This window comes from Nonomuraea sp. JJY05 (genome assembly GCF_043496855.1).
Classification (GTDB): domain Bacteria; phylum Actinomycetota; class Actinomycetes; order Streptosporangiales; family Streptosporangiaceae; genus Nonomuraea.
This window is the reverse complement of record NZ_JBIEIS010000030.1, coordinates 128,979-149,864: the sequence shown is the minus strand read 5'-3', so window position 1 is coordinate 149,864 and position 20,886 is coordinate 128,979. Positions and strand designations below refer to the sequence as shown.

At 69.8% G+C, this 20,886-nt stretch carries 24 protein-coding genes and 1 pseudogene; 11 read left to right on the top strand and 14 right to left on the bottom strand.

Annotated elements, in window-relative coordinates; translation table 11 throughout:
* The first annotated feature begins 71 nt into the window (after nucleotides 1-71).
* Nucleotides 72-1,301, top strand: coding sequence for an MFS transporter (locus tag ACFKCF_RS38965; RefSeq protein WP_394500318.1), 1,230 nt, complete (start codon nucleotides 72-74; stop codon nucleotides 1,299-1,301).
* A gap of 9 nt (nucleotides 1,302-1,310) precedes the next feature.
* Complete coding sequence (locus ACFKCF_RS38960; protein WP_394500317.1) at nucleotides 1,311-1,490, top strand: hypothetical protein; 180 nt, start codon at nucleotides 1,311-1,313, stop codon at nucleotides 1,488-1,490.
* Nucleotides 1,491-1,936: 446 nt separating this feature from the next.
* On the opposite strand, the gene ACFKCF_RS38955 is transcribed toward ACFKCF_RS38960, so the two are convergent.
* Nucleotides 1,937-2,887, bottom strand: a complete 951-nt coding sequence (locus tag ACFKCF_RS38955; protein ID WP_394500316.1) for a helix-turn-helix transcriptional regulator — start codon at nucleotides 2,885-2,887, stop codon at nucleotides 1,937-1,939.
* A 175-nt stretch (nucleotides 2,888-3,062) separates the two neighbouring features.
* On the opposite strand from ACFKCF_RS38955, the gene ACFKCF_RS38950 reads away from it, so the two are divergent.
* Nucleotides 3,063-3,404: a carboxymuconolactone decarboxylase family protein gene (locus tag ACFKCF_RS38950; protein ID WP_394500315.1), complete on the top strand. Its 342-nt coding sequence runs from the start codon at nucleotides 3,063-3,065 to the stop codon at nucleotides 3,402-3,404.
* A gap of 39 nt (nucleotides 3,405-3,443) precedes the next feature.
* Nucleotides 3,444-4,049, top strand: coding sequence for a YdeI family protein (locus ACFKCF_RS38945; protein WP_394500314.1), 606 nt, complete (start codon nucleotides 3,444-3,446; stop codon nucleotides 4,047-4,049).
* An 82-nt stretch (nucleotides 4,050-4,131) separates the two neighbouring features.
* On the opposite strand, the gene ACFKCF_RS38940 is transcribed toward ACFKCF_RS38945, so the two are convergent.
* Nucleotides 4,132-4,278: a hypothetical protein gene (locus ACFKCF_RS38940; protein WP_394500313.1), complete on the bottom strand. Its 147-nt coding sequence runs from the start codon at nucleotides 4,276-4,278 to the stop codon at nucleotides 4,132-4,134.
* 267 nt (nucleotides 4,279-4,545) lie between these two features.
* Here ACFKCF_RS38940 and ACFKCF_RS38935 point away from each other — a divergent pair, with 267 nt between their 5' ends.
* From ACFKCF_RS38935 to ACFKCF_RS38925, 3 genes are all read left to right on the top strand, one after another.
* Nucleotides 4,546-5,010: a Tn3 family transposase gene (locus tag ACFKCF_RS38935; RefSeq protein ID WP_394500312.1), complete on the top strand. Its 465-nt coding sequence runs from the start codon at nucleotides 4,546-4,548 to the stop codon at nucleotides 5,008-5,010.
* Nucleotides 5,011-5,096: 86 nt separating this feature from the next.
* Nucleotides 5,097-5,936 (top strand): helix-turn-helix domain-containing protein, encoded by an 840-nt coding sequence (locus ACFKCF_RS38930; protein WP_394500311.1) that lies wholly within the window; start codon nucleotides 5,097-5,099, stop codon nucleotides 5,934-5,936.
* 67 nt (nucleotides 5,937-6,003) lie between these two features.
* Nucleotides 6,004-6,585 (top strand): dihydrofolate reductase family protein, encoded by a 582-nt coding sequence (locus tag ACFKCF_RS38925; protein ID WP_394500310.1) that lies wholly within the window; start codon nucleotides 6,004-6,006, stop codon nucleotides 6,583-6,585.
* A gap of 172 nt (nucleotides 6,586-6,757) precedes the next feature.
* On the opposite strand, the gene ACFKCF_RS38920 is transcribed toward ACFKCF_RS38925, so the two are convergent.
* From ACFKCF_RS38920 to ACFKCF_RS38905, 4 genes are all read right to left on the bottom strand, one after another.
* On the bottom strand, nucleotides 6,758-7,663 hold the full coding sequence (locus ACFKCF_RS38920; RefSeq protein WP_394500309.1) for an alpha/beta fold hydrolase: 906 nt from the start codon (nucleotides 7,661-7,663) through the stop codon (nucleotides 6,758-6,760).
* Nucleotides 7,664-7,866: 203 nt separating this feature from the next.
* Complete coding sequence (locus ACFKCF_RS38915; RefSeq protein ID WP_394500308.1) at nucleotides 7,867-8,676, bottom strand: alpha/beta fold hydrolase; 810 nt, start codon at nucleotides 8,674-8,676, stop codon at nucleotides 7,867-7,869.
* Between the two features lie 115 nt (nucleotides 8,677-8,791).
* Nucleotides 8,792-8,917, bottom strand: a complete 126-nt coding sequence (locus ACFKCF_RS38910) for a hypothetical protein (RefSeq protein ID WP_394500307.1) — start codon at nucleotides 8,915-8,917, stop codon at nucleotides 8,792-8,794.
* 134 nt (nucleotides 8,918-9,051) lie between these two features.
* Nucleotides 9,052-9,912, bottom strand: coding sequence for an SDR family oxidoreductase (locus ACFKCF_RS38905; RefSeq protein ID WP_394500306.1), 861 nt, complete (start codon nucleotides 9,910-9,912; stop codon nucleotides 9,052-9,054).
* 685 nt (nucleotides 9,913-10,597) lie between these two features.
* Here ACFKCF_RS38905 and ACFKCF_RS38900 point away from each other — a divergent pair.
* Both ACFKCF_RS38900 and ACFKCF_RS38895 read left to right on the top strand, forming a co-directional pair.
* Nucleotides 10,598-11,167, top strand: a complete 570-nt coding sequence (locus ACFKCF_RS38900) for a terpene synthase family protein (protein ID WP_394500305.1) — start codon at nucleotides 10,598-10,600, stop codon at nucleotides 11,165-11,167.
* A 31-nt stretch (nucleotides 11,168-11,198) separates the two neighbouring features.
* Nucleotides 11,199-11,288, top strand: a pseudogene (locus tag ACFKCF_RS38895) (hypothetical protein); the annotation flags it as partial.
* Between the two features lie 69 nt (nucleotides 11,289-11,357).
* Here the strand turns inward: ACFKCF_RS38895 and ACFKCF_RS38890 are convergent.
* The 6 genes from ACFKCF_RS38890 to ACFKCF_RS38865 form a co-directional block, all read right to left on the bottom strand.
* On the bottom strand, nucleotides 11,358-12,353 hold the full coding sequence (locus ACFKCF_RS38890) for an RNA polymerase subunit sigma-70 (protein WP_394500304.1): 996 nt from the start codon (nucleotides 12,351-12,353) through the stop codon (nucleotides 11,358-11,360).
* A gap of 125 nt (nucleotides 12,354-12,478) precedes the next feature.
* Nucleotides 12,479-12,820 carry an EthD family reductase gene (locus ACFKCF_RS38885; protein ID WP_394500303.1) on the bottom strand — a complete coding sequence of 114 codons (342 nt, stop codon included), beginning with the start codon at nucleotides 12,818-12,820 and terminating at the stop codon, nucleotides 12,479-12,481.
* 66 nt (nucleotides 12,821-12,886) lie between these two features.
* Nucleotides 12,887-13,879 carry a zinc-binding dehydrogenase gene (locus ACFKCF_RS38880; protein WP_394500302.1) on the bottom strand — a complete coding sequence of 331 codons (993 nt, stop codon included), beginning with the start codon at nucleotides 13,877-13,879 and terminating at the stop codon, nucleotides 12,887-12,889.
* 273 nt (nucleotides 13,880-14,152) lie between these two features.
* On the bottom strand, nucleotides 14,153-14,383 hold the full coding sequence (locus ACFKCF_RS38875) for a hypothetical protein (protein WP_394500301.1): 231 nt from the start codon (nucleotides 14,381-14,383) through the stop codon (nucleotides 14,153-14,155).
* 67 nt (nucleotides 14,384-14,450) lie between these two features.
* Nucleotides 14,451-15,506 (bottom strand): ankyrin repeat domain-containing protein, encoded by a 1,056-nt coding sequence (locus tag ACFKCF_RS38870; RefSeq protein ID WP_394500300.1) that lies wholly within the window; start codon nucleotides 15,504-15,506, stop codon nucleotides 14,451-14,453.
* 557 nt (nucleotides 15,507-16,063) lie between these two features.
* Entirely contained in the window at nucleotides 16,064-17,002 is a 939-nt protein-coding gene (locus tag ACFKCF_RS38865; protein ID WP_394500299.1) for a hypothetical protein, read from the bottom strand.
* Nucleotides 17,003-17,293: 291 nt separating this feature from the next.
* Between ACFKCF_RS38865 and ACFKCF_RS38860 the strand changes: the two genes are divergently transcribed.
* Nucleotides 17,294-17,911, top strand: a complete 618-nt coding sequence (locus ACFKCF_RS38860; protein ID WP_394500298.1) for a hypothetical protein — start codon at nucleotides 17,294-17,296, stop codon at nucleotides 17,909-17,911.
* A 446-nt stretch (nucleotides 17,912-18,357) separates the two neighbouring features.
* Here the strand turns inward: ACFKCF_RS38860 and ACFKCF_RS38855 are convergent, their stop codons facing one another.
* Entirely contained in the window at nucleotides 18,358-19,197 is an 840-nt protein-coding gene (locus ACFKCF_RS38855) for a TIGR03620 family F420-dependent LLM class oxidoreductase (protein WP_394500297.1), read from the bottom strand.
* 93 nt (nucleotides 19,198-19,290) lie between these two features.
* On the opposite strand from ACFKCF_RS38855, the gene ACFKCF_RS38850 reads away from it, so the two are divergent.
* Entirely contained in the window at nucleotides 19,291-20,157 is an 867-nt protein-coding gene (locus ACFKCF_RS38850) for a LysR family transcriptional regulator (RefSeq protein ID WP_394500296.1), read from the top strand.
* On the opposite strand, the gene ACFKCF_RS38845 is transcribed toward ACFKCF_RS38850, so the two are convergent.
* The gene (locus ACFKCF_RS38845) at nucleotides 20,081-20,650 is read right to left on the bottom strand and encodes an STAS domain-containing protein (protein WP_394500295.1); all 570 of its coding nucleotides are present in this window, start codon (nucleotides 20,648-20,650) and stop codon (nucleotides 20,081-20,083) included. The genes ACFKCF_RS38850 and ACFKCF_RS38845 overlap by 77 nt on opposite strands.
* Nucleotides 20,651-20,886 lie beyond the last annotated feature (236 nt).

Below are 20,886 nucleotides of genomic sequence, written 5' to 3'. Positions count from 1 at the left end.
AGAAACCATTATGTCAGCCCCAAGGAATTAACCACTTCCTATGACATGACGGGTCATCTAGCGTCACCCGGGTGACCAGCTACCGGCAGGTTCTCGCCGTACCAGGAATGGCATCGCTGCTGGGCGTCTCCCTGCTCGCCCGTGCCGCGATCACGGCCGACGTGATGGCGCTGACGATGTACGTCGTGCTCGGCCTGAAGATGAGCTACGCGGCGGCGGGCGGCGTCGCGGCGGCTCTGACCGCCGGGGTGGCGCTGGGCGGGCCGCTGCTCGGCCGCCTGATCGACCGGCGGGGCCTGCGTACCGTGCTGCTGGTGACCGTCATCGTGCAGGTCGTGTTCTGGCTGAGCGTGCCGATCCTGCCGTACAAGATCCTGCTGGGCGCCGCCTTCGCGGCAGGTCTGCTGATGGTGCCGGCTCAGCCGGTGACCAGGCAGGCGATCGCCGCGATGACGACCGCGGGACAGCGCCGGGCCGCGTTCGCGCTGGAATCGGTGCAGGGCGAGCTGTCGTACATCGTGGGCCCGGCGTTGGTGATCCTGTGCGCGGCCGAGATGTCCCCCGAAGCGGTGGCCTGGGGCGTCGGCGCGGTGATCGCGGCCGGCGGAGCCGGGATTGCCCTGCTCGACCCGCCCCTGCGCGCCGAGGACGAGGCGGATGACGGCCCGGCCGGCCGGGTTCCGCGCCGGAAGTGGCTGGGCGCCGGCATGATCGCCGTACTGACGATGGCCTTCGGCACCACGATGCTGCTGAGCGGCATCGACCTCGCCATCGTCGCCACGCTCGAGGAAGCCGGTCAGGTGTCCTGGGCCGCCGTGGTCGTGGCCGTGTACGGGGTGGCCTCCGTCGCCGGCGGGCTGGTCTACGGCGTACTGCCACGGTCGCTGCCCACATGGGTGCTGCTCGTCCTGCTCGGCGTCGTGACGATTCCCGCCGGGCTCGCTCCCGGCTGGCCCTGGTTGTGCGTGGCCATGGTCGGCGCCGGGCTGCTCACCGCGCCGACACTTTCCACGGTGGCCGACGCGGTGAGCCGGCTGGCGCCGGCCGGCGTGCGGGGTGAGGCGACAGGTGTGCAATCCTCGGCGCAGAGCGCCGGTTTCGCGCTCGGAGCCCCGATCGTCGGGGTGGCGATCGACGTCTCCGTACCGGCGGGCGGGTTCGCGGCGGCGGGACTCGCCGGCGTCGCCGCCGCGCTGACAGGGTTGCTCCTGTCCCGCCGCCGCTCCGAGGGTCGTCAGGCGGGCAGCCCTGCGGATGCCATCGGCAAGGAGCCACGGCGGTCGCCCAGAACAAGCCGCTGAAGAGGGTTGGTGCCAGATCTGCCGTTCCGGACCGGCCTGCCCTTCTGGCGGCCGTACGAGCGGCAGAGCCCGTACTGCGAAGCGATGCTGCAGACGGCGGCCACCGCAGTGCAGCCGGCCGCGAACGGGAGGATCATTCCCGGCGGCACGCTCGGCGCGGCGCTGCAGCCCGCTTCACATCGGCGGTGAGGTAGGCCGGCCTCCGGTGGGGCTCAGCTGCCGGTGGACGCAGCCGCTGACCTGAAGGTCTTGTACACGACGCCGACGGACACTTTGACAGCGGTGGCGATCTCGCGGATTGACCGGCCTTCGGCGCGGGGCCAGTGGACCCCGGGGTTGAGGAACCGGCGGACAGCCGTATCGATGAGAATGCCGCGGTACGTGCGCCGGTCGGGCAGGCACCGTCATTTCTCCCAGCCCGAAAGCGCACCGTTTAGCCGCCCATCACCGGTCAGTTTCGCGGACCACCTATCTGAGACAGCGTTTCCGCAGGTCGCGTCTTCGCGGACCGGCAGTGCGGCGTGTCTCGTTGAGCGAACCTCGATTGAGACAGTCAAGATCGCAGTCGCACTTCATGATGGCCGGCGACATCCGTCACTGCAGGTAGCCGTGTCAGCGATCGGCGGGTGTTCGTGTTACTGGTTGTCGTTGAGGAGTTGTTGTGTGCGCTTGAGGAATGCCTGGCGGACCTCTTCTGGGTGCAGTATCTGGAGTGGTCGGCCGAGGCTGAGCAGGTAGCGGGCCAGGCCGTCGGCGTCTGGCCCGCCGATGTCGATGATCGTCGCGTCATCGCCGTCCGGGTGGTGGACGCCGACCGTTGGTGGTACCAGCCTGCGGGCCTCATCGGCCGGTACGGCCAGGCGGATGGTCACCCGCACCGGGTAGGGCCTCAGCGCGATGCCCGTGCTGACCATCTGTGCTGGATCCGGCGGGTCGGGCAGGGCAGTGGCCTGCCCGGTGGCTGTGGCATCGATGATGCGATCGGTACGGAAGGTGCGCCAGTCCTGCCGCGTCAGGTCGTAGGCGAGGAGGTACCAGCGGCGCCCGGTGTAGATGAGCCGGTAGGGGTCTACTCGGCGGGTGGACGTCGTTCCGGCCCCGTTGCGGTAGGCCAACTGGGTGCGTTCGCCTCGCCGGCACGCGGTGGCCAGGTCGAGCAGCAGCGCGGGGGAGATCTGGCTGTCGTCGGGTCGTGCGGTGTGGGTGAACGCGGCGTCCAGCTCGCCGAGCCGGCCGGCGATCCTGGCCGGCAGCACCTGGCGTAGTTTCAGCAGCGCCGACAGGGCCGCCTGGTCGCTGCCGGAGACTCCGCTGAAGACGGCGGTGCGCAGCCCGACTGCGACCGCGAGGGCCTCCTCCTCGTCAAGGATCAGTGGCGGAATGCTGGTCCCGGGCCCGAGGTGGTAGCCGCCCCATGGGCCCATCTCCGATTCGATGCCGTAGCCGAGTTGACGTAGGCGGGCGATGTCCCGGCGCACCGTCCGTTCGGTGATCTCCAGCTGGGCGGCCAGATCAGCGCACGTCCAGGACTGCCGCGTTGACAGCAAAGACAGCAGCTGCAGCAGCCGCGCCGAGGTGTTGACCATGGCTAACAGTCTGCTCGATAACCAGGACCGTTTCTGACCGGGTCATACCGTAACGTCGCCGGCATGACCGAGAATTGCTCGGCCGAAAAATCCATGACGACGACGATGATCTCCGCCAAGGTGCGGTAGATGACGGGCCCGGATGGGCGCACGTAACCGACGAGGGGCAGGAGCCGTGGAAGCACGCATGAAGAGCGTGGCGAATCCCGACGTGATCACAGGGATCCAGCATCTCCACAAGGCGATTCACGCCGGTGGCGTCGACCCGCTGGTGCTCGAGCTGGTCCATCTGCGGGCCAGCCAGATCAACGGCTGCAGCCCGTGTGTCTTCGCCGGCGTCCAGTCGGCGAAGAAGCATGGAGAGACCGAGGAGCGGCTGCACAACGTGGTCACCTGGCGCGAGACCCCGTTCTTCACCGAGGAGGAGCGGGCGGCGCTCGCGCTGACCGAGGCCGCCACCCGGATCCAGGACGGCGCGCCGGCAGGCCCGCCGTCCTGGGCGCCCACCTTCGGGTGACCGCCGACAACCATCCCTTTGATGACCCCCAGGGGGCACATGACGATGAGCAACGAACCACTGGAACTGACCGTTACCGATGCCCGAGCCTGGCGGGAGTGGCTCAGCAGGCACCACGACAGCTCGGCAGGGGTGTGGCTGGTCCTCGCCAAGCAGAACACGACCCGGCCCACCAGCCTGACCTATGACCAGGCGCTCGACGAAGCCCTGTGCCACGGCTGGATCGATGGTCGGCTACGACGGCGGGATGAGATCACCTTCTGCCGGCGCTTCACCCCTCGCGGAAGGCAAAGCGCCTGGTCAGCGCGGAACGTTTCCATCGTCACCCGTCTGATCAGCGAGGGCCGGATGCATCCGGCCGGAATGACCGAGGTCGAACGCGCCAAGGCCGACGGCCGCTGGGAGGCGGCCTACGCGGGACAAGCCGGCATCGAGGTACCAGCCGACCTGGCCGCCGCATTGGCCGCGAAACCCCAGGCACAAGCGATGTTCGACATCCTCACCTCCCAAAACCGCTACGCCGTTCTCTATCGGATCGCGAACGCCAAACGCGCCGAGACCCGAGCCCGCCGTATCACCCAGTTCGTTGACATGCTCGCCCGCGGCGAGACGATCCACCCACAAAAGCGCGCCCTCGGCAGTTGAATACCGGCCCACCCCTCTCCCACGCACATGGCGGCTCGGCGTTCGGCCAGATCCGGAACCTTACCCAGCCCCCAAGAACCCGTCATGGGCGCAGGCTCGGCTCAACAGCGGCCGGGCGCAAGGGGCGCCGGCCGCCTCCGTCGAGTTCGGCGAGCTCGGCTTCGACATCGGCGGTGATGACGCCGAAGAGGTTGACGTTCTCGCTGTGGGCCGGGGAGATGTGGGCCAACAGCTCATCAGGAACATCCCGGCCGCCCGCGCGCAGGGAAGGGCCTGGCCTGGCTGAAGATCGCCGAACGGCGCAACGCCGGGGCGATCCATCTCACCCCGCTGGACGCCGCCCCGGAACCGCGCAACCTGCGCCGGCTGAAGGCGGCGATCCGGGACCGGTGGGGCGCCGTCCCGCTGATGGACATGCTGACCGAGACCCCCCCTGCGGACGGGCTGCCTGAACGTCTTCGCCCCGGCCGGGACGCAGGACCACCTGGACGCGGCGGTGCTGTTTGAACGGCTCCTGCTGCTGATCTACGCCTACGGGACGGGGACCGGGATCCGCGCGGTCGCCGCCGGCGACCATCCCCACACCCAGGACGACCTTCGGCACGCGCGCCGCCGCTACCTGACCGTCGAGGCCTGCCGAGAGGTCGGGCTGAACGTGGTGGAGAACTACAACGGCGTCAACGACTACATCAAGTTCGGCGAGCGCGGAGAGCTCGCCTCCAACCGGCGCGAAGAACAGGAACCGGGGATGTTGTACCTGCACATTCTCCAGTCGGCCCTCGGTCTGATCAACCCGCTGATGATCCAGGACACCCTCGCCCTACCCGAGTGGGAGAACGTCCTGACCGACGCCGACCGGCGCGGGCTCACGCCGCTGTTCCACACCGACATGACCCGCTACGCTGAGATCCAGCTGCGCACCGACCGGCGCCTGGACCTCACCGACCTGGCGACTGCGTAACGCCGGACGCCCGCCCGTTCCGGCGGCAGCGCGGCTGGACCATCCCGGCGCTCGATGCCGGCCCGGGCGTCGGCGATACTGTGGGCGTGGAGTACGTGTCCAGAGTGCCGCGACCGCCGCTGGACGGGCTGATCGACGACCTTTACTACCTGGAGGGTGCGCCGCCGTACGCCCGGCTGACGCTGCCGCCGGTGCCGGCGGCGTTGCTCATCATCAACCTCGGGGCGCCGTTCCGCATCCGCGCCGGCACCGACATCGAGACGGCCGAGTACGCCGACGGCTGCGTGGTCACCATGCCCACCCGCGCCTTCGAGTTCGGCTATCCGCAGGGGACCCGGTCCGTCGGCGTGCACGTCAAGCCGTGGGGGCTGGCGCCGTTCCTGCCGATGCCCGCGGCCGAGCTGTGTGACCGGCCGGTGACGGTAGAGCAGGTTTGGGGCCGGCCCGCCATTGCTGAGCTGCGAGACCGGCTGGCCACGGCGGGCGGACCGCACGAGATGCTGAAGCTGCTCGAGGAGGAGCTGATGCGACGGCTGCGCGAGACCGCCGGCCTGGGGCTGGTCCGCCATGCGAGCAGCGTCATCGCGGCGACCAGCGGGGCGGTGGCGATCGGCGACCTGAGCGTGGCAGCCGGTGTCAGCAGCACTCATCTGGCACAGCGGTTCAAGGAGCTCATCGGCGTCACGCCGAAGCGGCTGGCCCGCACCCACCGCTTCGCCGCCACCGTGTTCGCGATCGACCCCGCCGGACCGATCGACTGGAGCGACCTCGCCGGTGGAGCAGGCTACTTCGACCAGGCCCACTTCGGCCACGAGTTCCGGGCGTTCACCGGGCTCACGCCGACCCGGTACGTCGAAGTCCGGCGGCGGTTCCTGCGCGAACATCCCGGCCACGTGCTGGACGGCTGGCCGCTGCCGGCCGATTGATTTCTTACAAGAGCGGCAGCTCACGACACGCTAATTTGGGGGCACCCCAAAAGCAGAGGAGAGCCCCGTGGGCAAGGTGGTCATGTACAGCTCGGTGTCGGTCGACGGCTTCGTCGCGGACGAGAATGACCAGCCCGGACCGCTGTTCGACTGGTTGTCCAGCGGTGACGTCCCGTTGGACGAGAGCGGCGAGCTGAAGGTGTCGCAGACGTCCTACGACTACACCCGCGCGTACTGGGGCCAGATCGGAGTCACGATCGTCGGCCGCCACGTCTTCGACCTGACGGACGGCTGGGGAGGCAAGCCGCCGAGCGGCATCGACCACGTGGTCGTCGTCACGCACCGGCCGATGCCCGAGGGCTGGGACCCCGAGGCGCCGTTTCACTTCGTCGACGGCGTCGAGGCAGCCATGGCCAAGGCGCAGGAGCTCGCGGGTGACCGCATGGTCGAGGTCGCCGCCGGCGACGTCGGTGGCCAGGTGCTTGCCGCGGGCCTGATCGACGAGGTGCGCATGGACGTCGTACCCGTCGTGTTCGGGTCCGGCAAGCGCTACTTCGGGTCCGTCCACGTGCAGCACCTGTTGGAGGATCCTGACGCGGTGATTCAGGGCAACCGGGTGCTTCACCTGCGCTATCGGGTGCGCCGTTGACCGATCTGAGCGGGTACGCGAAGAAGTCCACTGCGAATGGGGTGAGCTGGGATTGACCATTTCCGACTACGCCACCTGAACACGCCGGCGCCCGCAGGTGGACGGCTCGGTGAACGCCCAGCCCCGCCCGGCCGTACAAGGGTCTACGGGCGCCTGGGACGGTTCTCCCGTGTCAGGGTCGCCGGCCGGTGTGGGCGATGATCGTTGCTGCGAGGGGCGGCACGATCGCGCGGGGCAGTGCGTGGCCGAGGCCAGGTACTGTGACGAGAGTGGCGCTGGGGATGGCGCGCGCCAGCCGGGTGGCGTGCGGGGGCGGGGTGATGGGATCCTCCGGCGCGTCGATCACCAAGGTGGGCAAAGAGACGTTCGCGAGTTCGGCCCCGCGCTCCATGCCCGACTGGTCGGCCAGGGCATGGGCGGCGGGGCTGTGCCAGCTGCCGCTGTGGGCGGCGATCCGGCGTTCAAGATCGGCGAACTCCTCGTCGTCGAAGGGCAGGACGTCCCCGTTGAGGACCCTCCAGTGCTCGACGCGCCAGCGCAGCTCCGTCTCGGGGTCGCGCTCTTGGCCGAGCTCCGCCCACAGAGCGAGCAGCCGGGGGTCGGGCCCGGGCAGGTCGTCGTCGGAGATGCCGGGGTCGGGGGCCGCTCCGCCGAGCAGCGCGGAGCCGAAGATCGTGGCGCTCGACAGCCGGTCCGCGTGGTCGAGGAGGAGCAGTTGGACGAGGGTGCCGCCCAGCGACATCCCGGCCACGTGAGCGCGTGCGATCCGCAGCGCGTCGAGGACCGCGATCGCGTCGTCGGCCAGCGCCCGAATCGGGTAGGGACGCTCGTGGAAGGCATGGGTGGAGCGCCCGGTGTCGCGGTGGTCATAGCGGACGACGAAGTGGTCCCGGGACAGCAGCTCGACCAACTCGTCGGGCCAGCCCAGCCCGCTTGCGTTGGCTCCCATCACCAGCAACAGGGCGGGCCGCTCCGGATCGCCGGCCATCTCCACCCAGAGCCGATAGCCGTCCGCGACATCCACGAAGGTCTCAGTGCGGCGAAGTCCACCGGTCTGCGGGTCGGCCTCTCGGGCCATGACTCACTCCTCATAGGTTGGGGCCCCGGCCCGGCCGCGGTGCGGACCTGAGCCGGCCGCGGCAGCTTGGCCGAGGCGTACCGTCGGCGGCCGGAAAGATCGCGGACTGGTTGGTCGACCAGGCCGAGCCGGGGGTGATGCCGCATGGTCTTCACCGTGGCACCGGCGAAGGCCGCTGCCTGGTCAGTGCGCTGCTCAGGTCTTCAGCGTCGGCTGCGGTCGAGGGCGGCGACTTCGCGTACGGCCACGGCGATGGCGCGGAAGTCCTTACGCAGGATCGCACCGTGGTTGCCGGCGACCTTCGCGCCGATGCGGATGTTCGGGTTGCCGGCGATCACCGTATCGAGGCTGGCGCGCATCCGTTCTTGCTCATCGCTGCGGCTTCCGAAGGACGTCCCCGAAGCGACCACATACCGCGCCGGGACGGTGATGTTGTTCAGCACGGGGCCGAGCTCGCGCTCGCGGGAGATCACGCCGAGCTCGATGTTGCTGTCCGCCTGCTGGTCAGCGGTCATCCGCGGGGCCATGCCGAACGGGCGCAGCAGCGGCCAGAACCAGCTCATCCGCCGAAACAGCTTGCGGATCCGCTGCTCCATGGCCTCGTCGAGCCAGTCGTGCGGGTACGCGCCGTCAACCAGGACCGCGCCCGCGGTACGGTCGGGATTGCGGCTGGCCCAGTGTGCCGCGACTGCCGCGCCGTAGGACCAGCCGACCAGAAGCGGCCGGTGCACTCCCCGGGCCGCGAGAACGGCATCGACATCGCGGACGTTCGTCTCGAACGAATAGTCCGCCGAACGCTGCGATTTGCCGCGAGCCCGCATGTCGTAGGTGATGTGCCGCCACCCCGTCCCCAGTTCGGCGATGACCCGCCGCCATTGCGGCTGAATGCCGAACTGGCCGTTGAGGTAGACCACCGGGACACCGGGACCGCCGGTGTCGGTCACGGCCAGCGCCGTGTCGTCGACCGGCACCATGCCGGTCCAGGTCGCGTTGGCCGGGTTCGAGGTCGTCATGTGTGCTCCTTTGAATCTGCGAACGATGTACCGCGATCGCCGGCAAGGACGTCCGGGACGTTATGCGTACGGTCGCGACCACGCCGACCGCGACCGTAGGTGAAGATCGATCGAGCTATTTCGCGCTGGACGTACCGGCGACCAGCGGCAGCGAGACCGACGTGCCCGCCAGATCGACGGTGACCTTGGTCCCGGTGCCGGGTTCGGCGTCGCCGAGGTCGGCGTTGGTTCCCGTCAGCACCAGGCCCAGCCGGTGCCCCGCTCGCGGATGGCGAAGGCAGGGAGGCCGGATCTGCCCGGCACAGCGGGGCGGGTCTGATCACGGCGCGATGCCCGGCAGTGGGCGCCGGCCAGGCGGGGGGTCGAGGGCCGCGGTCAATCGGCGGTTCCGGGGGCGGGTACGGCGTGTTCGGCGGCGCGGCTGACCTGCTCCCAGGCGGCCCAGGTCTCCATCCGCCGGCGGGAGATGTCGAAGGCCAGGTCGTAGACCATGCTGCCGAGCAGCAGCCGCAGTGGCGGGTCTTCGCTGTCCACCAGCTTCAGCAGCGCTTCGGCGGCCAGGCGCGGCTCACTGTCGATCGAGCCCTCGGCCCACTGCTTCTCCAGCTCGGTGCGCAACGGGCCGTACTCCTCCAGAGGTGACGTTGTCGTCATGCTGGTGTACAGGTCGGTCCAGTAGCCGCCGGGCTGGACCATGGTGAGCTTGACGCCGAACGGCGCGGCCTCCATCGCCAGGGCCTCGCTCATGCCCTCCAGCGCGAACTTGCTCGCGCTGTACATGCCGGTGCTCGGGAAGCCGCCCAGGGCGGCGATGCTGGAGACCTGCACGATGTGACCGGAGCCCTGGGCACGCAGGTGCGGCAGGGCGGCCTGGCAGACCCACATCGCCCCGAAGAGGTTGACCTCCAGCTGGGCGCGTGCCTGGGCTTCGGTGAACTCCTCGATCATGCCCGAGGACATGGTGCCGGCGTTGTTCACCACGATGTCGAGCCGGCCGAAGTGCTCGACGGCGGTGTGCACGGCGGTGAACACCGCGTCGCGGTCGGTCACGTCCAGGGCAAGGGTGAGCAGCCGGTCTCCGTACCGGTCGTCGAAGTCCTGTCGGGTGATGGTCCGGGCGGCGGCGACCACCTGATCGCCGCGCTCAAGCGCGGCCAGGGCGAAGGTACGGCCCAGGCCGCGGCTGGCTCCCGTGATGAACCAGGTGCGGGAAGAGACGGTATCCGCGGTGCGCATATGCAGAACTCCGATCGGTTGCGTCGAGCTGCCGAGACGATCCGTCTCGTCTCGACGAGACGTGACAGTATCGGCTCTCCATTGCTAAGTCAAGACGGACCGTCTCGTCTTGTTTGGTTGTCAGGTTGGACGGCATGACGACACAGCGCAAACTCCTCTCCAGCGCGGCCCGGCGGAGGGAGGCCTTCCAACGGGCCATCCTCGCCGCCGCCTTCGGGCTGGTGCAGGAGGTCGGATACGCCAAGCTGAGCATCGAGGGCATCGAGGGCATCGAGGGCATGGCTACCCGGGCCGGTGCCGGCAAGCAGACGATCTACCGCTGGTGGCCATCCAGGGGGCGGTTCTCTTCGATGCCTTCCTTTGGAACGACCTGGACGGGCGGCCGTTGCAGACCCTGGCCATGGTCGCCGAGGCCAACCTCGGGCACCTGCGCACCCGCGAAGGCATGGCCCTGGCAAAGAAGAATGGCAAGCTGAAGGACAAGCAACCCAAACTGCCCGACCCGCTCGGCGCTCCGTCCGTCAGCGATACGCCGAGGGCGGGGTGTCCCTCGCCGACCTGGCCACCGAGTACAGCGTCGGTCGCTCCACCATCCACCGCGTCATCCACGGGGCAAAGACCTCGGGATAGAGCGGTCACGCGCCGAAGCTGAAGCTCACAGTTCATAAAAGATCATTCTCAGCGGGTGCTGCACGGCGGCGTTCCCGCCAACCGGCTCGCCGAGGCCTTCGCCGACCTGTGGATCCGCCTGTCGGCCGGGCGATCCATCCACTGGCGCGACAGCTTCCGCCGGCACGGCGTCAGCTGGCTGAACACCCTGTACGTCGAAGCCACCGACCGGATCACCGGACATGTCCCGTCCATGGCCGACTACCTGCCGCACCGCCGCGACTCCGTCGGCATCGAGATGTACCTCGACCTGTGCGAAGTCGTCCGCGGCACGGACCTGGGCCGCGCGGTGTGCCTGCTGCCGGCCTTCGCCCGGCTCCGCCAGGCGGCCTGTTCAACGACATCATGTCCTTGGAAAGGACACCGCGAACGGATACTGGCATCACGACGTCCACTTCCTGCGCCATCACACCGGCGGCACCCGGCAGGAGGCGCTCGACCAGGTCAACGACCTGACCACCGACTCCGCGAGCTGCCGGTTGACCTCCTCGCGGACCGCGAGGTGGTGCTGGAGGTCGAGGGTGAACGAGTCGAGCGCCGGTTAGGCGGAGAAGTTCATCCGCCTCACCCGCCCGCCAGGCGATGAGGTCGTCCTCGACCTGACCGGCACCCCGCTCATGGACTGCAGCGGGTTGACGGTGCTCTGGCGCCTGCACCAGGACGTGGGATGCGACGGCGGCGCCCTCCGCCTGGCCGCGTTGCAGCCCCCGGCGACCGTCCACCGCATCCTGGCGAGGCAAGGGCTCAACCGGCTCCGGCTGTACCCCATTGGCGGGTCAGTGCGCGAGCACGTCCGGGAAGCCGAACGTCGCGACAAGCGCGGGATCATGGAACTTGATCACGCGGGAGACACCCGTGGCGGTGGCGGCCAGCACCACGACGCCGTCGGCCCGGAGCGCGCCGTCCGCGTCCCGGTGGTACACGACGGCGGCGGGTTGGCCGTTGGCGGTGGTCGCGATCATTCGCCAGTCGCCCGGTGCGCCCAGCACGTACGCGTCGAGCACGTGGATGCACATCGCCCGGCCCGCGTGCCAGTCACGGAATGGCGTCGCCTCCAGCGTGGCGTCCGTGCGCAGCACCTGTTCCAGCAGGCCGGCATCGGAGCGTTCAAAGGCCGCGATGTAGCCGTCGAGCAGCGCGCGTGCCCGTTGGTCGGTCGGTTGGAGCAGTTCCGCGGGCTCCGGCTTCAATTCGTCGAGCCTGGCGCGGGCGCGCTGCAGACCGCTCTTGACCGCCGCCGTGGTGGTGTCGAGGATTTCCGCGGTCTCGGCCGCCGAGAATGCCAGCACCTCGCGCAGGATGAGGATCGCGCGTTGGCGGGCGGGCAGGTGCTGGAGGCTGACGATGAGCGCCAGCCGCAGTGACTCGCGTTCGATCACCACTGCGGCCGGATCGTCGGCGGGCGGGGCGATCCATGCGTCCGGCAGCGGTTCGAGCCACGAGACCTCGCCCGGCGCAATGGGACTCGGCGGGCGATCGGGTCCGTCGTACGAGCCTGTCAGGCCTGAGGGCAGCACCCGGATCGGGCGCGGCTGCAACGCTGTCAGGCAGACGTTGGTGGCGATCTTGTAGAGCCAGGACCGAATCGACGCCCGGCCCTCGAATCCGGAGTAGGACCGCCACGCCCGCAGATAGCTCTCCTGCACCAAGTCCTCGGCGTCGTGCGCCGAGCCGACCATGCGGTAACAGTGCGCCAACAACTCCCGGCGGAACCGCTCAGTCTCGGCGGTGAACCGGTCTTGATTCGGTGCCGCCCGCAGATGCGATGTCACGCCGCGAGCCTAGTGCTGCAACATGTCTGGGCATGGTCGACGTGGCGATGCCGCCGACAACGCCAGGCCCGGCCCTGGCCACCACCGACGACGCGGGTACCTTCTCGCAGAGGCGACATCTGCGATCAGACCTCGTCGAGCTGCAGGATCATGCCGCGGAAGGTCGCGTGGCGGGCCAGGTTGGCCACGGCGTCCTCGGCGGTGCGCCGGCCGATCTCGGACCCGAGCGCGGCTTCCAGCGCGGCCATGTCGTCCCAGTCCAGCATCACGACCATGTAGCACGGCTCGCCGATCACGACTGCCGGCTCATGACTGCGCGTGTAACGACGCAGGCCGGGATACTGTTTCGCCAGCGGGATGTGGACATCGTTGTAGTGCCGTTCGAACGCGTCGACGTCGGAGGGGGTGTCGTACATCACGACGAATCGCGCCATCTGCTTGGCGGCCCGGTCCATGGTTGCGGTCATCCGTTTCAACTCCTGTCATGGGACCTCCGGTGTGCGGCGTCACCGGCTCGGTACAAGGGGGCTTTCTCAGGGCAGCAGGGCCAGTTTGCCGACGGTGGCCCTGGCTTCGAGTTCCGTCAGCGCCTTCGGGCCGTCGGTCAGGTCGTATACGGTCGGCAGACTGGGGACGAGCACGCCGGCCGCGATCAACGCGGACAGCTCACCCATCAGCTCGCCGAAGATCTGCGGCGCGGCCTGGATCAGCACGCCGATATTGAGGCCGATGATGTGAACCTGGTGCTTGTACACCAGCTCCCAGTTGGTGATCGGGGCTTCGCCGCCTGCCGCGCCGTAGACGACGACCCGGCCGGTGACCCGCTTGGCCGCGGCCAGGCTGGCGGCGAAGGTGACGCCGCCGGCCGACTCCAGAACCACATCGACGCCGGAGCCGCCGGTCAGCTGCGTCACCTCGGCGGCGAGGTCGCCGCCGAGAGAGTCCAGGACGTGGTCGGCTCCCAGCGCCAGCACTGTCTCGTGCTTGCCCGGCGAGGCGGTGGCGATGACCGTCGCACCGTAGTGCTTGGCCATTCTCACCGCGGCCTGGCCGGTCCCGCCCGCCGCGGCGTGGATCAGCACAACGTGCCCGGCAGCGATGCCGCCCAGAGGCTTGAGTGCGGCCAGCGCGGTGGGCCAGTTCACGACCAGGCCCAGCGCCTGCTGCTCCGTCCAGCCCGAAGGCACAGGCACCGCCGCGGCCGCGGGCAGGACCATGTACTCGGCGAAAGCGCCGGTTCCCACACCGACGACGCGTACCCCCGGTTGGGGGTCGGTCACCGCCTGGCCCACCGCGACGACCTCACCGGCGGCCTCGAAACCCGCCAGGTACGGTGGCCGCGGGCCGTCCAGGAACGTGCCGTGGGCCTTGGAGATGTCGGCGAAGTTGACCCCGGCGGCGGTGACGCGGATCAGGACCTCGCCCTGGCCGGGGCGCGGCACCGGCGCCTCTGTGATCAGGCGCATGTCCTGCGGGCCGTTGAGGGAAGTCTGCTGCAGCGCGCGCATGGTCGCGGGAATGGTCATGGGCGATCAGCCTTTCTTGCTCGGTGTACTTGAGAGACACCGACCGGCCCGTTGCGCGGGCCGGTCTGTCATGTAGACCCCGGCCACCACGAAAAGGAATCGGCCGCTCCCGAGCGGCACGGGGTCAGCTTGCTGATCACGCCCAGCAAGCGATCTTCGTTGGATGAACACGCCGGGCACGACTACGGAAGGTCGTCTGCGTCTGGGATCCACCGCGCCCGGACCTGTCGGGCGGCGTCCAGCGCGGCCCGTCCTGCCACCTGGCCGGACTCGTCATCGGTGGTGTCCAGCGCGACGTAGATCGCGGCTTCGACGGTCTTCGGTCCACGACAGCCCGACCTCGCGGGCGATCTGCACGGAGCGGTCGACCATCGCTTCGGCGGCTGTGCCGGTTAGGCCGGCGTAGGCGCCCGCCGCCTCCAGCAGGACGAGCGGATCGGTGCTGGAGGCGCGCTCGACGACCGCACCGATCATGACTTGGGTGTTCAGCGCGGGGCTGTCCATGGCGACGACGGTGCGTTGTCGAACGCGGATCGATAACCCTGAATTGTCGCCTGCCTGGGCGTTGCGTTCACGCCGGTGGCGCGGTGACGGCCGCCAGGAGGGCCTCGACCTGGTCATGGCCGGGGCTGGCCCGGTGGCCGAGTTGGGCGCGGGCGTGGCGGCACCATTCCAGCGCGGTGCGATGCTCGATCGGGTCGCGTCGGTGGGGGTTGGTGCCGCGGCGCAGCAGGTGCGCCACGCTGGCGGAGCGGCCGTTCGTGGCGGCCAGGCGCAGGGCCTGGCGCCGGTAGTGGGCGTCTTCGGCGTCGATCGGCGTGCCCGCCTCCAGGAGCTGGTCGATCACGGTCAGCCGTTGATGATCGGCGGCCATCACTAGGGCACGCACCCGCTCGTTCAGCGGGGTGTCGGGCTGCAGCCAGCCGAGCAGATCCCCGGCCGCGGCAGCGTCGCTCAGGCTGCCGATGCGGGCTCCGGCGGCGAGCAGCAGGTCCAGCACGTCGGTCATGCCGAAGACGGCCGCGTGCCGCAACGCGGTGCCGCCGGGCACCCCGCCTGCGTGCGGTGCGGCGACGGCTTCGAGGTCGGCGCCGGCCCCGATGAGGACGGCGGCGACTTCGGCGTCGCCGTAGCTGGCGGCGGTGATCAGCGGCGTTTCCGGATCGCCCGCCTCGCCGTCCACCGGCGCGCCCGCCTCGATCAGGGCCCGGGCGATGGCCCCGGTGCCGGCCAGCGATCCACTCTGTGGCCCCGTCAGGCCGAGCCGGGCGGCGTCAAAACGCAGCATCGCGATGTAGCCGAGCGGACTGGCGCCGTGTGGGTGATCGCGCCAGGAGCGCATGCTCTGTCGGGCCTGCTCAGGCTGCTCGGCCAGCAGCGCCGCCAGCCGGGGCAGGTCGCGCCGGTTGAGGATGTCGCGGCGGTCGACTTCGGTCTTCAGTTTGGCCCAGCTGGCGAACCCGTAGGATCGGGCGATCGCGAGTTGGGCAGCGCTCAATGTGGGTCTCGTCGCCACGGTGGCGAGCTGGGCGTGCGCGTCGGGCTCACCGGCTTTGGCCGCGCGCAGCAGTTCTTTGGCATGGCGGCGCAGTTGGCCGAGATCGGGACGGGCGGGAAGCTGGGGCATGACGTCTCCTCGCGCGGCCGGGGTCCGCGTGCCGGGCCGAAAAGGAGATCGTCGCCGGTGTACTGGGTGCGGTGAGGTGGACTCTGTCCTGCCCGCGGACCCGGAGGCGCCCTCACGCGCCCTCGATGCACAGGATAGAACGGCCACGGTCGGGGCAGGGACTTCGCCGTCGGGTTGGCGGTCAGCCAGTCGGCCGCGGTCTCGGCGGAGGCGAAGAAATTGGCCACCGCCAGCAGATGGAGCAGCACATCACCGACCTGCTCGTCACCCGCCCAGCCCTGCGCGACCTGCGGCAACGGGCGGCCAGCATCGATCCCGTGGGACTGCGGGCCGGAAGAGACCTGCGCCATCCTCGCTCCGTTCCCGCACCTGGGGCACCGAGCACTGGCCGCGGACAAAGCGCGTGCAGGTGTGTGGTGTTGCGGCGGCGAAGATCCTCGAGTCGCGGTCTCGCGGAAGCCGGCTCCGGCCCGACACGATCAACTTCTTAGTTCAGAGAAGGTCTCCTGCCGACCGGGCAGCCCGGGGTCGAGGAACGCGAGCGCCGCTCGGACGCCTCAACCGCGCAGCAGCTCCTCCCGCCTGGCCAGCAGCCGCGCTTGTTCTTTGGACAGCTCGGCGTCGCGATGCCGCAGGTGCGTCCCCACGTCCTGGATCCATCGGGCCGTCCGCTCTACCTCGGCGCGGGTGCTCTCGATGCGCTGATGCTTCATCAGATCGGTGATGATGTTGTCGAAGAGCGTGTCGACGAACCACCGCGTGTCCACCGTGGGCAGCCGGGCACGCGCGGACACGCCGACGTCGGCGAGTTCGCGGGAGAAGACGTCCAGGGCCCGCTGGGCGTGCCAGGCGGCCGCGTCGGCGGAGCGCAGCCGGTTGTGCTCGACGGCGTCGGCGATCAGGCCACCGCCCAAGAGGTCCCAGGTGGAGGCGCTTTTGGCCGAGCCGAGGTAGCCGAGCACCTGGGCCAGCGCCTGCAGCGCGGCCTGCCCGGCCTGGTACGCCTCCATGTGTTCGCGCAGCTCCGCCGAGACGCGGTCGAGGGCGGCGCCGAGGTTCGTCAGCTCACTGGCGCGGGCATCACCGCGGGCGAGGAGCTGCCGCTCCTTCTCGGCCAGCAGCTGCTCGTACTCTTCGGAGGCCGTCGCGAGCCCGGCCAGCTCGGCCTCGATCGCCCGCGCGTCCGCCTCGATCTGGGCCAGCCGGGTCCGGTGGCCGTCGAGCCGCTGCTTGGCGGCGGCGGCCTCGGCACGTTCGCGGTCCAGCAGCTCCTCGCGCTGGCTCACCAGGCGGGCCAGGAAAGCGGTCAGCCCGCCTTCCAGGCGGGTGACGTCGGCCTCCTCCTTGGACAGGTCCTTCTCCAGGCCGGCCAGGGTGTGGTGGGCCTGCCGGATCTGCTCCGCGGTGGCCGCGTGCCGGCGCCGCAGGTGGTCGGCCCGGTGCGTTCGGGCGGCCGCCGCACGCAGCCGCTCGTCGAGTTCTGAAGAGCTCGTCACACTTGGATGACGAACGAACAACCCCAGACGTTCCAGCCGGCAGGTCACCGAGCTCGGTCCGCGCGGCCTCGATGCCGGCGACCGGGTCGGCGGCGGGCGCAGGCCGGAAGGTCCTCTCCAGGCAGGGCAGGAACTTCTCGCGATCATGGGGCGGTTCGCAGGCACTGCGGCAGATGGGCGAGGCCGGCCGGGCCCGGACAGCGGGTCCCGCGGGCGAGACGCTGAGGCCGCCGCGATGACTGACCGCCGCACGCATGGCCCTTCCCACTCACACCGTAGAGCGAGAGGGCCATGTGGCTACACACCGTTATCGCCCCCATGCTCGCCCGGCCCGTCGAACGCTTTCCGCCGGGCCGGCCGGGGGACTACGTCTACGAGCCGAAGCTCGACGGTTTCCGCTGCCTGGCCGTGATCGATCGTGACAGGGGCGTCCACCTGCAGTCCCGGCGCGCGACGCGGTTCAACGAAACCTTCCCAGAGGTCGTGTGGGCCGTCTATGAGCAGCTGCCGCCCGGCACCGTCGTCGACGGGGAAATCGTGCGCTGGTCACTGGCCGGGCGGCTGGACTTTCTCGCGCTTCAGCAACGCAACGTGGCCGGACGGCGCGCAGCCGAGCAACTGTCACGCTCGCAGCCGTGCCACTATGTGGTCTTCGATCTGCTCCGGTTGGGCGGCCGCGATGTGACCGCCAAGCCCTTGGCCGCGCGCCGTGCCCTGCTCGAGCAGGTGTTCACGGCCGTGCCGGCGGCGGGCGTCCTGGCCTTGAGCATGCAAACCACCGACGAGGGCGAGGCGCGATCCTGGTACAGCCACCCGCACACCGCCGGCGTCGAGGGACTCATGATCAAGCCGACGCGTCCCCGGTACGAGCCCGGCACCCGCGGTAAAAGTCCCGGCCAAGATCATTAGTGCGTGTCGATGTCCGAAGTCGGCTGCGCGGATGTCCGAAGTCCTGTGCACGGGCCGCCCTGGACGCCGCCCGACAGATCCAGGCGCGGTGGATCCCGGACGCAGACGACCTTCCGTAGCCGTGTCCGATCGTTATCTTGGGTCGTCAAGAAGAATAGCTGGTCAGCCGCTTGAAGGGCTGTCGGGCACGTCAGGCAAGTAGGTGGCGCTGACGTCAGGTGTGGTGGGCCATCTTGATGGCTGAGATCAGCCTGCCGCCGGCGTACTACCCCGCCGTCCCTCCCAGCCGCCGAAGGTCGGCAGCAGCTCCTCCAGCTCCGTCATGGCGTGGGTGATGTTGATGCAGATGCAGCCCCCGCGTGGAGACCCCTTGGACACAGTTGGGACGGACCCGCACCGGAGGTTGTGGTGCTCGCCGACGTGGACGCCGACGCGTTCGCGCCCGGTCACTCGGGCCTGATGGCCAGCACGGCGTCGGAGACCGCTCGGAGGGTGGCGATGGGGTCGTCGCCGAGGGGGTAGACGCCGACGTGGTCCGCGCCGGAATCGAGGTGCGCGGTCAGGCCGCGCGCGAGGTCGGCCGGGTCGCCGTAGGCAAGCAGCGCGTCGATGACGCGGTCGCTCCCGGTGCCGGAGAGGTCCTCGTCGGTGAAGCCCAGCCGCCGAAGGTTGCTCGCGTAGTTGGTGACCTGCAACGCCTTCCCGGGCGGTGCGGCCCGGGCGACGGCGCGGGCCCGCTCGACGTCGGGCTCCGCAAGCGCGAAGTGGCCGGGAAGTAGCAGCTTGCCCGCACCCAGGACCTCCCTCGCCCGCCGGGTGTGCTCGGGCGTGACCATGCAGGGGATGGCACCCGCGGTGCGGTCGCGGGCCAACCGCATCATTCTCGGACCGAGGGCGGCCAGCACCACCCGCTCGGCCGGGACGCCGGCCAGCGCCAGTTGGTCCAGGTAGGACACCAGGGTGTCATATGGCGACGCCCACTCGGCGTGGACCTCGCGGTGCCCGACCCCGACGCCGAGAAGGAACCGGCTGGGGTGCCTGGCGACGATTCGGTGGTAGGAGGCGGCGACGGTCTCGGCGTCGGCGGTCCACACGTTGACCACGCTCGTGCCGATCACCAGCCGGGTGGTGGCGTCGAGGAGCTTCTCCGCGAAGGCGAGGTCGGCCGGTGGCGATGCGTCCAGCCAAAGCGTGCCATAGCCGGCTCGCTCCACCTCCATCGCGCTCTGCGGGCTCACCTCATGCTCGCGTAGGTGGGCGCCGAGCAGACCCAGATCGATATCCATGATCCGATCCCAGCACCACGCCCCATTCGGAAACCAGGACCAGTTCCGACGCGCTCGATAACCTGGAGGCATCGTCGCAGAACAGGGGGCTCGGTGGAACTGCGGTCACTGCGCTACTTCGTTGCGGTCGCCGACGAACTGCACTTCGGGCGGGCCGCCGAGCGGCTGCACATCGCCCAGCCCGCGGTCAGCAGGCGGATCGCCCAACTGGAACGGGAGCTGGGAGTCCGGCTGCTGGACCGTTCACCGCGCCGGGTTCGGCTCACTGCTGCGGGGCACCGGGTGCTCGCCGCGGCGCGTGATGCGCTGGCGGCCGCGGATCGGGTCCAGGCCGCCGCCGGTGCGCCGGCGGGCACCATGCGCATCGGTACCGCCGCCGGGTTCACCGCTCGCCTGGAACGCGGGATCGACGCGCTGCGCGAGCACTCCTCGGCGCTCGGCGTCGACGTCGTGCTGGTCGACCTTCCACTGGCGGCTCGTCTGGACACCGTGCGACGGGGGGAGATCGATCTGGCACTGGCCCGGGGGGTGCGTGCGGCACCCGGACTGCGGGTGCTGCCGACGTGGACGGAGCAGCTGTTCGCGATCGTGTCCGTGCAGCACCTCGCCGCCGGTCGCTCGACAGTCGACCTGGCCGATCTCCCCGTCGGCGAACTGCGGATCCCGTCGCGGGACCACGGCCTGTTCCTGCCGGAGGCCTTGAAAGCCGCGATACGGAAGGCCGGGGTCGAAACTCGGGTCGGCCGCCTTGCCGGGACGGTTCAGGACACGATCGTCGAGGTCGGTTTCAATCCGCGTAGCTGGACCGTGCTGCCAGGCGACCAGGTCGCGGAGATCCGTTCCACCCGGGTGCGGGCGATTCCGTTCACCCCGCAGACCACGATCACCGGCAGCGTCGTGGTACCGATCGACCTCCCGCACACCTGCGTCGCTGCCCACCAGGCAGCCTTCGGAGATTGACCCGTCCACAGCAAGCTGCGAACCGACGCGGGCGCGCCGTGGTGCTCGCTCCGACACCAGGAGTTCGTCGCGGCCTACACCGGAGCCCGGAACGCTCTGGCATGACCCCCCGACAACGCCAGCAGCCGAGCGCTCCCGCCCGTCGCCGGGCTGCGTGGAAGCTGGTTCGGTAGTCGATCACAGCAAGAGACCTGTGCAGCGCGGCGAGGATGGCCTGTTCCACGCTGTGGTGCACGGCTAGGACGGGCCTGGCGCCTGTGTTGTTCAGCAGGCGGGCGGACGAGTCCTGCAGAGAGGCCAGGTGGAGGTCACTGCCGTGCTGGCGGGTGAGGGCCCGGGCGTTGAGGAGCGCGCGCAGGCCTGAGCGGCCCAGGAGCGGCACTTCGCTCAGGTTGAGCACCACGTGGTCGCCCAGGTGCCGGCGCGCCCGGCTGATGAAGGCATCTAGCTGGGCGGCGCCTGCGGTGTCCAGGTCGCCGGCGATCGAGATCACGGTGACCCGCGTCCCCGGCGGGCATGCTGTGGCCGAAGGCGATGTAGTGGAGGGTCACATCGGGATATTCGTGCCGGCCCACCCGGCGGAAACCCTCCTGGCATTAGGCCAGGAAGCACAGGGCCGCGCCTTCGGTGCTGTGGGCGAGGATGCCGAGATGCCGAGATGCCGAGATGCCGCATGATGATCACTCCTTCGGCGCCGTGGAGCGATTCGCGGGAACCGTGAAACTGGAC

Coding starts and splice junctions, on each gene's coding strand:
- ACFKCF_RS38855 (WP_394500297.1), bottom strand. CDS start 19,197: ATGGATATCGATCTGGGTCTGCTCGGCGCCCACCTACGCGAGCATGAG.
- ACFKCF_RS38885 (WP_394500303.1), bottom strand. CDS start 12,820: ATGACCGCAACCATGGACCGGGCCGCCAAGCAGATGGCGCGATTCGTC.
- ACFKCF_RS38955 (WP_394500316.1), bottom strand. CDS start 2,887: ATGGTCAACACCTCGGCGCGGCTGCTGCAGCTGCTGTCTTTGCTGTCA.
- ACFKCF_RS38905 (WP_394500306.1), bottom strand. CDS start 9,912: ATGCGCACCGCGGATACCGTCTCTTCCCGCACCTGGTTCATCACGGGA.
- ACFKCF_RS38860 (WP_394500298.1), top strand. CDS start 17,294: ATGTGGCTACACACCGTTATCGCCCCCATGCTCGCCCGGCCCGTCGAA.
- ACFKCF_RS38875 (WP_394500301.1), bottom strand. CDS start 14,383: ATGGACAGCCCCGCGCTGAACACCCAAGTCATGATCGGTGCGGTCGTC.
- ACFKCF_RS38870 (WP_394500300.1), bottom strand. CDS start 15,506: ATGCCCCAGCTTCCCGCCCGTCCCGATCTCGGCCAACTGCGCCGCCAT.
- ACFKCF_RS38880 (WP_394500302.1), bottom strand. CDS start 13,879: ATGACCATTCCCGCGACCATGCGCGCGCTGCAGCAGACTTCCCTCAAC.
- ACFKCF_RS38920 (WP_394500309.1), bottom strand. CDS start 7,663: ATGGCCCGAGAGGCCGACCCGCAGACCGGTGGACTTCGCCGCACTGAG.
- ACFKCF_RS38915 (WP_394500308.1), bottom strand. CDS start 8,676: ATGACGACCTCGAACCCGGCCAACGCGACCTGGACCGGCATGGTGCCG.
- ACFKCF_RS38945 (WP_394500314.1), top strand. CDS start 3,444: ATGACGATGAGCAACGAACCACTGGAACTGACCGTTACCGATGCCCGA.